This is a genomic window from Arcticibacterium sp. SM2516, assembly GCF_057914865.1.
The window spans coordinates 91342-105546 of the sequence record NZ_CP195290.1 but is presented as its reverse complement, the minus strand read 5'-3'; the positions used below and the strand labels follow the sequence as shown (position 1 = coordinate 105546).

The window sequence follows — 14205 nt, the reverse complement described above, 5'->3', positions numbered from 1 at the left end:
TCTTTCTGATGAGTAACTCTTTAACTCATCCATATGAACGCACTAATTAAATCCATAAAACAACATTTTGAAGTTAACAGGCACGAGGCACTGAGCATTATTTTTGGAGTTCTTGGCTTTATTATCATAGCCACGGCACTTTTGCTATCCGATAGCTGGTACGACCAAAGCGAAGCAAAGCTAATACTTACAAAGTATGACAATCTAGAACCAAGTTTGTCCAAAATCTATTCCAAACGAAAGAAAATTAAAGAAGCAACAAACACTATAAACCATCAGCATTTTAACCCGAATACAGTCACTTTTGACGTTTTAGTGAAAAATGGTGTTTCAAAGTATGCCGCCAAAAACCTTATCAATTTTAGAAATAAAGGAAAGGTATATAAAGCCAAAGAAGACCTACTAAAAGTGTACGGTATTTCAGAAGAGACCTATCTAAAAATTGAACCTTATATTGACCTGCCGAGTCAAGAAGAAGATAAAACCTACGCTACGTTTGAACGAATCTATGACGACACCACTGCTTCGAAACCAATTTTCAAAGCATATACGCCACCCATTATACAATCCTTTGACCTAAATTTGGCCACCCAAGAAGATTTAAGGCAAATTCGGGGAATTGGCGAAGTTTTTGCCAATAGAATTATTAAATATAGGGATGGTTTAGGAGGCTTTCATGATTTAAAACAAGTGAAAAGCACCTACGGATTGGCAGATAGTACCTACCAAGAATTATTGAAATCTACCTTTCTTAAAGAACCACCTAAAAAAATAAAAATTAATACGATTGAAGAAAAAGAATGGAAATCAACGCTTTTGAAAAACTACCAAAAAAGAGCCATTATTGCTTATAGAAAACAGCATGGCCCTTTTGAGCAGGCAGAAGACTTGATGAAAATCAAAGTACTAACACCCGATTTAATTGAGCGTCTCATTCCATACTTAGATTTTAGTAAGCCAATTTAAAAATGAAAAGAAAATTATTTTATTGTTTCACGCTCTTAGTATTTGTCTTTAATCAAAGCTGTAAAGAGAAAACCGAGGAAGAGATAACTCCTGATCCCATACCAGATCCTGTGGAATTAGAAATCTCTGCGGATTTAGCCATCAGATGGAGTAATACGACACTTAATGTTTTGAAAAACTCTCCTGATAACTCTCCTACTTATGCATCACGGTCTTTGGGTTATATTGGTCTTACCATGTATGAATCCATTGTTAAAGGAAGTATCGTTTTCAAGTCTATAACTCCTAGCTTAAATGGAATTGGTCAAACTCCGGATTTACCGATGGATCAAAAAATTGACTTTGAGGTGGCCTTAAATGCGGGTCAAAAAGAAATCATTCATTCGCTATATCCTCATGCACCTGAAAAAATATCTTCTAAAATTGACTCTCTTTATAACCTTGTTTTAAAAGAAAAACTAGCGGCCTCTGTTTCGCAGGAAACTATAAACGCATCTGACAATTATGGTAAACTGGTGGCTCGTCAAATTTTCGAATGGTCTAAATTAGACAAAGGACATGAGGGTTTTTCTAATACTTTTGATTTCAACTACAACTATCCTAGGGGAGCTACTTATTGGTCGCCCCCCGTGGCTGGTCAATCGAGTATTATGGCTCCAATGCACCCATACTGGGGCAATAACAGAACTTTTGCTTTGGCAAATTCTGCATTGGGAATCCCAACATTCATGGAGTCGAATAAGGACTCGAAAAGTCAGTATTTCATTGATATGAAAATGGTTTATGATAAAAATAATGCTCTTACCCAAGAAGAAAAAGAAATAGCATTATGGTGGGGAGATGACCCATCAGTTTCGGCAAGCCCTCCCGGCCATTCTTATTATTTAACTGCTAGCTTAATCACTAAGAAAAACTTAAAATTATTTGAAGCTACTTCTGCCTTTGCCAAAGTAGGTATGGCTGCCGCTGATGCCTTTATAAATACCTGGAAATGCAAATATCACTATTACGGTGAAAGACCAGCTAATTTTATAAAAAGGAACATCGATGGCAGGTTTGTCCAATTTTGGCCTGAGCCTCCGTTCCCTGCATTTACATCAGGTCATTCGAGTCAAATAGCCGCCACTACCACCGTCATGATTAGTGTATTTGGAAACCAAATAGAAATAGAGGACGATTTCCATACAGGAAGACCATGGGATAGTTCCAGAAGAGTTGAATATAAAACACGTCATTTTAGCTCTCTTACGGAACTGGCAGAAGAGTGCGGCTGGTCAAGAATTCTAGGGGGTATTCATACACCTCAAGATAATATAATAGGCCTAGAAGAAGGTAAAAAAATAGGCGACAATATAGTCGCCTTAGATTGGAAATACTAAGAAAAATGCAAAGTCTAAAAATTAGGCTTGAGCATATATTTCCCGTAAAAATCGGTAATAACTTGGATAGCTTCATCGGAAGTATCCACCAGTTTAACGAGGTCCGTATCTTGAGGACTAATATTCCCCTCTTGATCTCCCATTACCTTTTTAATCCAATCAAAAAGACCGCTCCAATAATCTGTTCCGACCAAGACAATAGGAAATCGACCTATTTTCTTGGTCTGAATAAGGGTTAAAGCCTCGAAGAGTTCGTCCATCGTTCCAAAGCCACCGGGCATCACGATAAACCCCTGTGAATATTTCATAAAACACACTTTACGTGCAAAGAAATAGTCGAAGTTTATACTCTTATCAATATCCACATATTTATTTGGAACAGCTTCGAAAGGTAGTTTAATATTCAATCCAATAGATTTTCCACCACTTTGCTGGGCACCTTTGTTTCCTGCCTCCATAATGCCAGGTCCTCCACCTGTAATGACGCCATAACCCTTTTCTACCAACTTTTCCGCTATCTCAACAGACATTAAGTAAAACTTGTGGTCAGGTTTTGTCCTTGCCGAGCCAAAAATGGAGACACTGGGTCCTATTTTTGCCATTTTATCATAGCCTTCTACAAACTCCGCTATGGCCTTAAAAATTTGCCAACTGTCTTGGCTTTGAATCTCACTCCAGTCTTTTTCGGCGAAAGCATCCTTTATTTTATGGTCTTCTTCGTTATTATTTATCATAGTTCGTTGATTGATTTTATAAAGTCATGTACCTTTACGTTTGTTTAAATGTACGCTTTAAAATTAAAAAATTTCTGTCATGAAAATAGCAATCGGTGGTGACCATGCGGGTTTTGAATATAAAAAGTTTATTCTTAGCTGGCTTCAAGAACAAAATTTCGAAACATCCGATTATGGACCTTATTCAACAGATTCTTTCGACTATCCAGACTCCGTACACCCATTATGTAGTGCCATAGAAAAAGGCGAGTACCAGTTTGGTATACTTATTTGCGGTAGTGGAAATGGCGTTTGTATGACTGCCAATAAACACCAAGGAATAAGAGCAGGCTTGGCATGGACTAAGGAAGTGGTAGAACTTACAAGACTTCATAATAATGCCAATGTTATTTGTATTCCGGCTAGGTTTGTAGATAAAGAGACCGCACTTGACTTTGTTAAAACTTTCATTTCAACGGAATTTGAAGGTGGAAGGCACGGCAGACGCGTTGATAAAATAGCCTGTGTTTAACTTATAATTATTGCTCGGATTATTGGTCTTTTGGCACAAAGTATAAGTTGGTGCCATGCTTTAGATAATCACCCAAAGAAAATAATGCATTAGGAACTAAGCTCAGACTTCACCGTAGTTTTAACAAAAAAGAGAGCGGTAAGAACAACGTTTATGCTTTTAGTATTTGAAACCTAAAGGATTCTGCAGAAATAGTCTATCCAAACCAAGACGCAATAAATTACTTTTTAAGTCCAAGTAATGGCTTTTAATTTTCTGGAAACTGGTAGATAGATAGTTGCTGTACCAAGTTTAAGAAACCCCAAAGCCCATTAAACCTTCAGAATTAATCTTTAAGTCTGAAATTTCTGGTTCCCTCCACCCTTTCATACATTTGGGCTAGTTTGGGGATTCTTTTGAAAATAGCAGGAAATACTTGTTCATTATCAATGATAAACTCTGGCCTTTCCTTGGCAAAATTCTCGTCAATTGCTATCAAACTTTCATACACCCCCGGACTCGCTAAATCATACTTTGAGACGCCCCAATTAAGATATGGAGAACCCGATTTTGCCATAAAATAGTCGTCGTTTTTCGAACCTGTCACCAATATAGATTTATTCACGATATAAGACTTCTCGGTTTTCTTTATGATCCTTATTTCATCAAGATGAACATATCCTGAACCTATGAATGGACTTACGCCAAGATTATTAATTAAAACAACCAAACCTAAGAACGTGAGAAAGACCATTTCTGGCAACATTGTACCCTTGAAGTGAAGGAAGTACCCCGCCATAAAAAAGGCTAAAAATGGGGATAAAGCAAGCAATTGGTAAGTCGCCATATTATCCGAAAGGAAAAAGGCAAAAACCGCAAAAATACCCGAAAACACCATAATTTGCTGCTTTCTGTTCTGGAAGTTCGAATATCTAGAATTACCAAAAATCTTAAAAATTCCCAAAACTGCTAAAATCATGGGCAGGGTATAAACCATTAAACCATCAAAAAACTCTATGCCATTCAAAAAGTGAAGCGAAAGACCTTTCTGAATCCAGAAAGAATAAAATTCTTCAAACGAGCCCATCAAATAAAAGAACAATGCCATAATGAACAGTGGCAATGCAAAGCCCAACATTAATAAAATTATTTGATTAAACTTAACCGATGTAAACATAATTAAGCTCAATAAAGCCCAAAATAAAAAGACGGGGAACGGATACCAAAATAGGGAACCAATGCCGAGATATAAGCCCATTTCAAAAATGGGTTCGGAGCTACCGTCATTATTTTCAATATGCCTGAAGATGCTATTGATGGCTAAAAGTAAGAACGTAGTAGCGAGTAAGGCAGGAGAAAGTTTATTGGCATCAAAAGATAAAGACATCGCAATGGCATAGAACAAGCCTGGAAGGTAATTTCTTTCAATAAAAGCCCTGTTATTATTAATGATAATGGTGAAAAGAACAGCCTGAATAAACACAATGCAGAAAGAAACTATCTCATGAAAATATTGGCCTCTGCCAAACAAAAAATCTATAAGACCATAAAAATAGGCACTCAGAGGACCAGTATTAGTCCATATCTCTTTATATAAACTTTTGTCTGAATTTAAGCGTTCGCCTATTAACATCCATTCCAGTTCTGTATTAAGAACTGGTAAAACGTTAAATATATAGAGCACTTTAAGCAAAAAAAGTACTACCAATAAGGATAAAACGTGAAAAAAAGTATTTGCTCTAAAAAAGGTTATCAACTGCCTTAACTTTTATCATTAAAAAGGCAAAATTATACTTTTGACGAGCGATTAACCAAAATAAACAAGGATATTTGCAAAGAATTAGAATAGTGCATTTTACACTTCACATTCATGGAAAATAAGAGACAGAAACAAATTGCCCGTCAAATCCAAAAAGACTTAGGTGAAATATTCCAAAAAGACCTAAAAGATGTCATTGGCTCTGCATTTGTGACTATTACAGATGTACAGACAACGCCGGATTTGGCTATCGCCAGAATTCATTTAAGCTTCTTGATGGTAGAAAACAAGGAGGAGCTTCTAGAAAAAATAAAAGACAACGGTAAAAAAATAAGAGGTTTGTTCGGAGAAAGGGTAAGAAACCAATTCAGAATAGTACCTAACTTTCAGTTTTATATTGATGAAACTGCCGCATATGCCCAGAAAATGGATGAGCTTTTTTCTACTTTAGACATCCCGTCTGAAGAAACAGAAATAGACGAAGACCTCTATCCCAACTAAGACTATTTCATGAATCTCTCTTTTCACATTGCGAAAAAATATTTTTTCTCTAGAAAGAAAAGAGGGTTTATTCATTTCATTTCTTTGATTTCAATGTTAGGCGTTTGCGTTGGCACAGCTTCATTGATTATTGTTTTGTCTGTTTTTAATGGTTTGGAAGAACTTAACAGAACCATTTTCAAAAGCAGCGACCCAGACATAAAAATTGAATCTGCTCATCGAAAGACATTTGATTTTGACCCAGTAGTTTTCAAGAAAATTACCGAAATCGAAAACGTAAAAAATGTTATTCAGGTTATTGAAGACAACGCCTTAGCCAAAAGAGAAGAAGACCAGATTATCGTTCAGGTTAAAGGGGTAGACAGTACCTTTCAAAACCATTCTCAATTAAAGGAAAGCCTGATTGATGGAGAACTTCTTCTTAAGTATGAAGAAGAAAATTATGCATTTGTAGGTGGTGGCGTTTTTAGCACACTTAATTTACAAAGTTTTAATTACCTCAGGCAATTACAGTTATGGTATCCCAAAAACCAAAAACTAAATGTACTGGATCCCGAGAATAACATTAACAAAATAACTTTACCTATTTCTGGGGCTTTTGTTTTGGAGCAACAATTTGACAACCTCGTTTACATTCCGCTCGATCTAATGGAACAGTTGACCGAAATGAAGGGTAAAAGAACCAGCTACGAGATTCAAGTTTCTGACGACAAAGATCTTCAAAGAATTAAATCATCTGTAAAAGAAATTCTTGGTGATGATTTTGAAGTAAAAGATCGTGACGAACAAAACGCCAGCCTTTACAGAGCCATTAAAATTGAAAAACTCTTTATTTTCATCGCTCTTTTATTCATTATAGGCATTGCGAGTTTTAATATTTTCTTTGCCTTAACCATGTTGGTTCTGGATAAGAAAGAAGACATCAAAACACTTTCTGCCTTGGGTGCTAGCGAATCTCTTGTCAAAAGAATCTTTCTTTCAGAAGGCGGCATTATTTCATTAACAGGTGGCAGCATAGGTCTGTTAATTGGTGTAGGTATTTGCTGGAGCCAAATGCATTTTGGTTGGCTAAAAATGGGTATGGAATATGCCATTGTTGATGCCTACCCTATTTTATTGAAAACATCTGACGTCATTATATCTATTATCGGAATAACTTTAATCGCATTTTTAGCTTCGTACTTTCCAGCAAAAAAAGCCGTTAAGTTTATGAACGAATCACTATCTACTACTACATAAAAATGAAAAAAATCTTCTTGCTTGGCTTAATGTTATTCTGCCAATCGGTTTCTGCTCAGTATCTACAACTTTTGGACGACTCGCAAAATTGGATTTTAAAAACCGCTGACATTAGTAGTGATCAGCTGGTTTTTGTCAATTACGAGAAAAAGAAAGTGGACCTCAATACCATGATCTGGAAGTTTTTACCAAATGGTAGGCTAGACTACGACTATCAAAGCAGTGAAGACGTTTTTGCATGTGCTGGCGTTAATTTTTTAGATATGGATGTGGATGAAAGTAGATGGGCTTACAATCCTGTTACTTTGGTACTAACCTTACAAATAAAAGGTGGCTACGCGAGTCTTGACGATTTTGTTTTCAAAAGGGAATACAAAGTAGGAATGCTTAGCGAGAACAATGGTTACGGATACACGCTAACCTTAGAAAAGGAGCAATATTTCAATGATTTAAAGAAATAAAAACGCAATGATGAGAATTTGGGGATTTATCTTTTTACTATTTTCTGTAGCACAAACTGCTTTAGCCCAAAATGTTTACCAATCCTCAGAAACTAAATATTTTGACTTAGTTCATACCAAACTTAATGTAACGCCCGACTGGAAAACAAACCATTTGCTTGGTGAGGCCACACTCACATTAAAGCCATGGTTTTATGCTCAGGAAGAATTGGTTTTAGATGCTAAAGGCTTTGAAATCAAAACCGTAAAAGTAAACGGCAGTACTGTAGCATATAAGTACGACTTGGCGAAACTCCGAATCCCTTTAGGTAGACCATATAATGCTAAAGAAACCATAGAAGTATATATTAACTATATAGCTAAGCCAGACGAACTTAACGAAATTCCACAATTTAAAGATTTAGAATTTAAAGGTTTGTATTTTGTTAACCCTGCTAAAAGCAAACCACAGCAAATATGGAGTGAGGGAGAAACAGAATATAATTCTTGCTGGTTTCCGACACTGGACGCTCCAAATCAAAAACACACACAAGAGATTTCATTAACCGTTCCTCAGCATTTTGAGACCTTATCTAATGGTTTATTAAAAGAGACTAAGAAAAACGATAACGGTACCAAAACGGACACGTGGGTTCAAGATATTCCTCATGCTGTTTATCTTACTAGTATAGTGGCTGGTGAATTTAGTAAAGTAGTGGATACTACTTTTACGAACTTTGAGATAAGCTACTACGTAGAACCCAAATACAAAGAAAATGCTTATCAAATTTTTGGCAGAACACCAGAAATGATAAAGTATTTTGAAGGACTGCTTCAGACACCCTATCCATGGAAAAAGTATGCTCAAATAGCCGTTAGAGACTATATAAGTGGAGCTATGGAAAATACCACAGCCACAACACACGGCAGTGGAATCCAGAAAAATAGTAATCAGATAGTAGATAATAATGATGACGGCGTTATAGCACATGAACTTTTCCATCATTGGTTTGGTGATTTTGTCACCGCCGAATCATGGGCAAATTTACCTTTAAACGAGGCATTTGCAGATTATTCTGAATACTTATGGGCTGCTAAGAAATATGGTAAAGACGAAGGCGACTGGGTAAACTACATTGCTTTAAATCAATACCTCAACGAAGCCGAAACCAAGCAAGAACCTGTTATAAGATATGGATATGCCGATAAAGAAGATATGTTTGACAGCCACTCTTACTCAAAAGGTGGGAGAATTCTTCATATGCTTAGAAACGAGGTGGGAGACGAAGCCTTTTTTCTGGGTTTAAAACTTTATCTGGAAGAGAACAAACTAAAAAATGCCGAAATAGGTAACTTGAGAATGGCCTTAGAGGAAATCACAGGTAAAGACCTTAACTGGTTCTTTGACCAATGGTTTCTTAAACCTGGGCATCCAAGGTTAGACGTAAAACATAGTTTTGAAAAAGGAAAGCTAAAGATAGAAATTGAACAAGTCTTAGACTCAGTCAATAACCTCATTTATAAATTACCGCTATCCATAGAAATTGGAACAGAAAATGGTCCTGTGATTAGGGAGCTTCTAGTTGAAAAAGAGGTAGGAAGTTTCACTATTCAATTGGATAAAAAACCATCTTACGTCATCATAGACCCAAACTCTTATGTCTTAGCTGAAATAAATCAAGAGCAATCTGATAAGGAACTTTATGCTCAATTTGAGAAATCAAAATCAATGATTGCAAGACTTAGAGCATTTGACCAAATTACCGCAGAAGAAGAAACAGAGAACGAGCTGGCGGTGAGTCAGATGTATGATAAAGACAAAAGGAATCTTACGCTGAGGGCTCTAAACGATGAGTTCTGGAAAATAAGAGAACTGGCTACTCATAAATTCTTTAATTATGATGGCGAGGATTTCTTAAAGGTGGAGAAATCTTTACAATCTTTAATCAGTACGGACGGAAAATCTCAGGTAAGAGCAGCGGCTATTTTAGCCATGAAAAACTTCCTAAATCCGCAAAATGATTTACTCTTCAGAAAGGCTCTGGCGGACACTTCCTATACGGTTAGAGCTGCCGCTTTGGAGGCTATTTTAATAAATCAGCCGCCAGACGCTGACAAGCTCACTTCAGAACTACAAAACATAGATGATGTCAATATTTTCTCTGCAGTAGCCAATTATAAGGCGTCGCAAGCCAAAGCAGAGGATTTTCAATGGTTTGTAGGAAAACTAGGTCTGCTGGATGGTGCCGAACTATACCAAACCATGGGCATTTTTGGTTCTTACATCGTCAGCACAGATAATGAAACCCAGCTTAAAAGTATTCCTTTCTTAAAAGATATTGCCATTCATCAGGCTACTTGGTATGGTAGGTTTTCTGCGGCTCAAGCATTAATGCTCCTTTTAGATTTAAATGAATCAAAGCAAGCTTTAAAAGAGGTTGTTGCAGCAGAGAAAGAAGAAAGATTAAAAAACATCTATTCCCAAATTCCTTTAGATTAATGAATATCAAAGACCGCCTAAATTTTGCAAGCAAACTAAGCCCTAAAAGGTTTTGGAATGCCATTGGCATCTTAGGCAGTTATGGCATTTCTAAAATCACTAAGAAGCCAAATATCATTGGTTTGCCATTGGCCATCGGTTTTGAGCCTACCACCAGTTGTAACCTTCGCTGCCCAGAATGCCCTAGTGGCCTGCGGTCTTTCACCAGACCTACAGGCATGCTTCAAAAGGAACTTTACGAGAAGGCTATTGAAGAACTAAAAGATACTTTAATTTACCTTACATTCTATTTTCAAGGAGAACCCTATTTGCATCCAGATTTTCTTGAAATGGTCAAATTTGCATCTGACAGAAAAATCTATACCGCCACCTCCACAAACGCACATTATCTTACACCAACTGTGGCAGAGAAAACAGTGAATTCGGGCATTGACAGAATTATAGTTTCTATAGATGGAACCACCCAAGAAACTTATCAGCAATACCGTGTAGGTGGTAAATTGGAAAAAGTTTTGGAAGGCACTAAAAACTTAATTGCTGCTAAAAAGCGATTAAAATCCAAAACGCCTCATGTTATTTTTCAGTTTTTGGTAGTCAAGCCAAATGAACATCAGATAGCCGATGTTTACAAACTAGCGGACGAACTAGGTGTAGATGAAGTAAGACTCAAAACCGCTCAAATATATGAGTATGAAAACGGCAATGAACTGATTCCGACCATTGATAAATACTCCAGATACAAAGACAATGAGGATGGTACTTTCAGCATCAAAAACAAGCTACTAGACCACTGTTGGAAAATGTGGCACAGCTGTGTGATCACTTGGGATGGAGCCTTGGTACCTTGCTGTTTTGACAAAGATGCCGAGCACCCGATGGGTACCTTACAAGATAACACCTTCAAAGAAGTATGGAATTCGCCTGCCTACACCAACTTCCGCAAGGCCTTAATATCTTCTCGATCTGAGGTAGAAATTTGCAAAAATTGTAGCGAGGGAGCTTTGGTTTAGAAGATCACAAGACTATCTTAGCAAAGCCATATAAAGGCTAAAACTCAACTATATTTTTCGCAATACATACATCAATATTGACGATATGAAACAACTTTTATCTCTACTTATATTTATTTCATTTTTATCTTCTCCTGTTTTCGCTCAAAAGTTTACGGACATAACGCCTAAAACGGACCTTGATAGGACTAGTAATATCAAGACGATAGAATATTCTGATTTTGATGGCGATGGCGATATTGACCTAGCAGTTTCTGGTAGTTACAGTTCTTCTTCCAATGTCAGTCAAAACATCATTGGGATTTACAAAAATGACGGCCAGGGAAACTTCTCACTGGATTTAGAACAAGATGTTATTTATACCGCCTCGGTTAATTTTAAAATCAAAGATTTAGATTTTGACGGAGACGACGATATTTTCTTTGTAGTACTAGAAGATGATTCTGATACGACACAAAAATTTTATTACCACACTTCAACTAATGACGGTAAAGGAAACTTTACAGACCGAAAGTTTAAACTAGCTGCTCCTGCAATGGAAAATTATAACATTGACCTTGGCGATTTTGATGGAGATAGTGACTACGATTTACTGCTTACTGGGAGCATGAGAGAATTACGTGATGATTCTGGAAAAGGGTTTTATTCAACAGCATTCAGAGGGCATAGTTTTTTATTCGAAAACCAAAACAAGAGTAATTTCGCCATAATCGCGAACTCAAACATTGATGGATACTATAGTGCAAAGGCCGTATTTGCAGATTTAGATGGAGATTCAGATATGGATTTTATTATTAGTGGAACGCCTTATTATTACATTGACGAAGGATTTGGCACTAGCGTATACTTAAACAACGGGAATAAAACATTCTCAAAAAAAGATGGTGATGATTTTTCATTCACATCAATCGAATCAATGACAGGAGGAGCTCGCCAACTTGCTCTAAACGACATTGACTTAGATGGGGATCTTGACTTAGTTATGTCAATGGTAGAAGTAGGGTTTTACTATACCAAGACTAAAGTATTTAAAAACGATGGGCTTGGAAACTTTACAATCATTGGCACTTCCCCTTTTGAAAACTATAGTGCAAATTTTGAATTCATAGATTTCAATGAAGATGGTTATGACGACATTATAATGTCAGGAAAACAGAATTTAGGTTTTGGTTCTGGCTACTTCTTTGTACCAAGAACGGAGCTTTTCCTCAATAATAAAGGACAAGGCTATGTAAAAGACACGCTAGTCACTTTTGAGGACTTGGGAGGTATGATAAAATGTTTTGATTTTGACAATGACGGATATAGGGATGTTTTGACTTATGGCAGAAATCATGTTATCTCTTCAAATGAAGATTTCTTAACCTTCTACTTAAACAAAAAAAATGAAAGCTTTAATACGGTATCTAAAAGCTTCTTTGGAGATTTAACGCAAATAAAAAGCACTCCTTTGGACTTTAATGCTGACAACTTCCCTGATATACTAATCACTGGAATTAATAAAATTGGTGAACCAGAAACTAAGCTATATCTAAATTTAGATGGCACCGGAAGTTTGGGTCAGGAAACAAGCCATCCCTTCCCTTCTCTTGACAGTACAAGAATCCTATTTGAAGACTTTAATAATGATGGGATTGAAGATGTGGTGTTCGTTGGAATTGACTCTTTGGCTCTAGGGAAATTCCAGCTTTTCTTAAAAAGCAATGAAGGAACATTTACGTCAAAAAATAAAGCTGACTTTCAAGCAGAAAAAATTAGTCAGATTGAAGCAGTAGATATAAACCAAGATGGTTGGATGGATATAGGCCTTACCGGAATTTATAATGACAGTGCGTTTTTATATGTTCTATTCAATAACCAAGATGGCTCTTTTGGTTGGCAAGATCAGAGTGAAATATTTAATGGTAACTTGGAGGATATTCAATTTGGAATTATTGATGGAGACGCATATCCTGATATCCTTTTAACAAATGGGAGATACACCATTGGTAAAGGGTATGAACAATTAATAGTAACATTTAGCAACCCTATTGGCCTTGGTTATTCTCTACAAAATACAGACACTACTAAATTCAACCATGAACTTTCTGCACTTAATAAATACTATCTAATCGATACTGATAAAGATGGTGACGATGATATCATTGCTGCAATTAGTTCCCCTGGAGGCTATTCTAGCAATGTTAGTTACTACGGCTTCCAAAATGAAGGCGGTATTTTTAACAGAAAATTTGATGAAAAAGCTTATGCAGGATATTCAATAACAGCACAAACTGCTGATTTTAACAATGACGAAACCGAGGATTTTTTCGCTTTATCTTATGTTTCCATGGGCACGCGATTCACTCGCTTTGATAAATATAAATATTCAATGAAGATGTTATTAAATATCGATAACGTATTAATGAAAGAAACCATCTGTCAAGAATTCAAAAGCTATAAGGAAGCAAAAATTAAAACAACAGATTACAATGCGGATGGAAACACTGATATTCTAATTACTGGAATAGACCTATCAGGCCAGCCAGCAATCACAATTTATCTTAATGACGGTTCACAATTACCATACGCAGCAGATAAAATCAACGCTTGCGACTCAATAACTTGGTTAAATGGCAAAACATATACATCCAATAACTTTGAGGATGTCTACCCTCCAGTACATGAAAGCTATTCCACCAGTCCTACGCTAAACTGTGACCCGAGAACGATGCTTTATCTAACAATGGGTAAAAGCGATAACTGGATAGATACCGTAAACGCCACAGGCGAATACCAATGGATAGATGGTAACACCTACTATGAAAGTAATAACACCGCCACCTATACTTTAACAAATCAGTCTGGCTGTGACTCTACTGTTAGCTTAAATCTTACGCTGATTCCATTAGCAAATGAGATGGAATCATCGGTTACTCTTTTCCCTAACCCAAGCGGAGAACAACTAAAGTTTGACCTTGGACATGAGCCTGAAGAAAACCTTGAATATCAAATTTTCAATACCTCAGGTTTGGAGATGAAAACTTGGGAAAGTAATCTCGAGGAACAAGTGATAGACATTAGCCAAATACCCTCTGGAACCTATATCATCAAATACCAAGAAGGTCTTAAAAGCCAATCTTTGAAGTTTGTTAAGCGATGATTTTGTTTCGTGTTGATGTATAAGCAGTATTTCATTTTTAAACTC

The 14205-nt window shown here is 36.6% G+C and carries 11 protein-coding genes; 9 read left to right on the top strand and 2 right to left on the bottom strand.

All coding sequences use genetic code 11. From position 1 onward, the window contains the following. Window positions 1–33: 33 nt before the first annotated feature. The gene (locus ACSBFT_RS00465) at window positions 34–966 is read left to right on the top strand and encodes a ComEA family DNA-binding protein (protein WP_489602827.1); all 933 of its coding nucleotides are present in this window, start codon (window positions 34–36) and stop codon (window positions 964–966) included. A 2-nt stretch (window positions 967–968) separates the two neighbouring features. Continuing rightward, complete coding sequence (locus ACSBFT_RS00460) at window positions 969–2345, top strand: vanadium-dependent haloperoxidase (protein ID WP_489602825.1); 1377 nt, start codon at window positions 969–971, stop codon at window positions 2343–2345. Between the two features lie 14 nt (window positions 2346–2359). On the opposite strand, the gene ACSBFT_RS00455 is transcribed toward ACSBFT_RS00460, so the two are convergent. After that, window positions 2360–3079, bottom strand: coding sequence for an LOG family protein (locus tag ACSBFT_RS00455; protein ID WP_463044768.1), 720 nt, complete (start codon window positions 3077–3079; stop codon window positions 2360–2362). A gap of 79 nt (window positions 3080–3158) precedes the next feature. Here ACSBFT_RS00455 and rpiB point away from each other — a divergent pair, with 79 nt between their 5' ends. After that, the gene (rpiB, locus tag ACSBFT_RS00450; protein WP_489602823.1) at window positions 3159–3590 is read left to right on the top strand and encodes a ribose 5-phosphate isomerase B; all 432 of its coding nucleotides are present in this window, start codon (window positions 3159–3161) and stop codon (window positions 3588–3590) included. Window positions 3591–3915: 325 nt separating this feature from the next. On the opposite strand, the gene ACSBFT_RS00445 is transcribed toward rpiB, so the two are convergent. Continuing rightward, window positions 3916–5253 carry a hypothetical protein gene (locus ACSBFT_RS00445; RefSeq protein WP_489602821.1) on the bottom strand — a complete coding sequence of 446 codons (1338 nt, stop codon included), beginning with the start codon at window positions 5251–5253 and terminating at the stop codon, window positions 3916–3918. Between the two features lie 186 nt (window positions 5254–5439). Here ACSBFT_RS00445 and ACSBFT_RS00440 point away from each other — a divergent pair, with 186 nt between their 5' ends. From ACSBFT_RS00440 to ACSBFT_RS00415, 6 genes are all read left to right on the top strand, one after another. Beyond that, window positions 5440–5829: a ribosome-binding factor A gene (locus tag ACSBFT_RS00440; RefSeq protein ID WP_463044765.1), complete on the top strand. Its 390-nt coding sequence runs from the start codon at window positions 5440–5442 to the stop codon at window positions 5827–5829. 9 nt (window positions 5830–5838) lie between these two features. Next, a complete protein-coding gene (locus tag ACSBFT_RS00435) occupies window positions 5839–7068 on the top strand; it encodes an FtsX-like permease family protein (protein WP_489602819.1) in 1230 nt (409 codons plus the stop codon). Between the two features lie 2 nt (window positions 7069–7070). Next, window positions 7071–7529: a hypothetical protein gene (locus tag ACSBFT_RS00430; protein ID WP_463044763.1), complete on the top strand. Its 459-nt coding sequence runs from the start codon at window positions 7071–7073 to the stop codon at window positions 7527–7529. Window positions 7530–7536: 7 nt separating this feature from the next. Continuing rightward, window positions 7537–10008 carry a M1 family metallopeptidase gene (locus ACSBFT_RS00425; protein WP_489602817.1) on the top strand — a complete coding sequence of 824 codons (2472 nt, stop codon included), beginning with the start codon at window positions 7537–7539 and terminating at the stop codon, window positions 10006–10008. Continuing rightward, complete coding sequence (locus ACSBFT_RS00420) at window positions 10008–11018, top strand: SPASM domain-containing protein (RefSeq protein ID WP_463044761.1); 1011 nt, start codon at window positions 10008–10010, stop codon at window positions 11016–11018. Before ACSBFT_RS00425 ends, ACSBFT_RS00420 begins: the two co-directional genes overlap by 1 nt. Before the next feature lie 85 nt (window positions 11019–11103). Beyond that, the gene (locus ACSBFT_RS00415) at window positions 11104–14160 is read left to right on the top strand and encodes a T9SS type A sorting domain-containing protein (protein ID WP_489602815.1); all 3057 of its coding nucleotides are present in this window, start codon (window positions 11104–11106) and stop codon (window positions 14158–14160) included. Window positions 14161–14205: the final 45 nt, after the last annotated feature.

What these genes read in the sequence shown, in the direction of transcription:
- ACSBFT_RS00440 (WP_463044765.1), top strand. Translation starts at nt 5,440, where the DNA reads ATGGAAAATAAGAGACAGAAACAAATTGCCCGTCAAATCCAAAAAGAC.
- ACSBFT_RS00420 (WP_463044761.1), top strand. Translation starts at nt 10,008, where the DNA reads ATGAATATCAAAGACCGCCTAAATTTTGCAAGCAAACTAAGCCCTAAA.
- ACSBFT_RS00455 (WP_463044768.1), bottom strand. Translation starts at nt 3,079, where the DNA reads ATGATAAATAATAACGAAGAAGACCATAAAATAAAGGATGCTTTCGCC.
- ACSBFT_RS00465 (WP_489602827.1), top strand. Translation starts at nt 34, where the DNA reads ATGAACGCACTAATTAAATCCATAAAACAACATTTTGAAGTTAACAGG.
- rpiB (WP_489602823.1), top strand. Translation starts at nt 3,159, where the DNA reads ATGAAAATAGCAATCGGTGGTGACCATGCGGGTTTTGAATATAAAAAG.
- ACSBFT_RS00435 (WP_489602819.1), top strand. Translation starts at nt 5,839, where the DNA reads ATGAATCTCTCTTTTCACATTGCGAAAAAATATTTTTTCTCTAGAAAG.
- ACSBFT_RS00430 (WP_463044763.1), top strand. Translation starts at nt 7,071, where the DNA reads ATGAAAAAAATCTTCTTGCTTGGCTTAATGTTATTCTGCCAATCGGTT.
- ACSBFT_RS00425 (WP_489602817.1), top strand. Translation starts at nt 7,537, where the DNA reads ATGATGAGAATTTGGGGATTTATCTTTTTACTATTTTCTGTAGCACAA.
- ACSBFT_RS00460 (WP_489602825.1), top strand. Translation starts at nt 969, where the DNA reads ATGAAAAGAAAATTATTTTATTGTTTCACGCTCTTAGTATTTGTCTTT.
- ACSBFT_RS00415 (WP_489602815.1), top strand. Translation starts at nt 11,104, where the DNA reads ATGAAACAACTTTTATCTCTACTTATATTTATTTCATTTTTATCTTCT.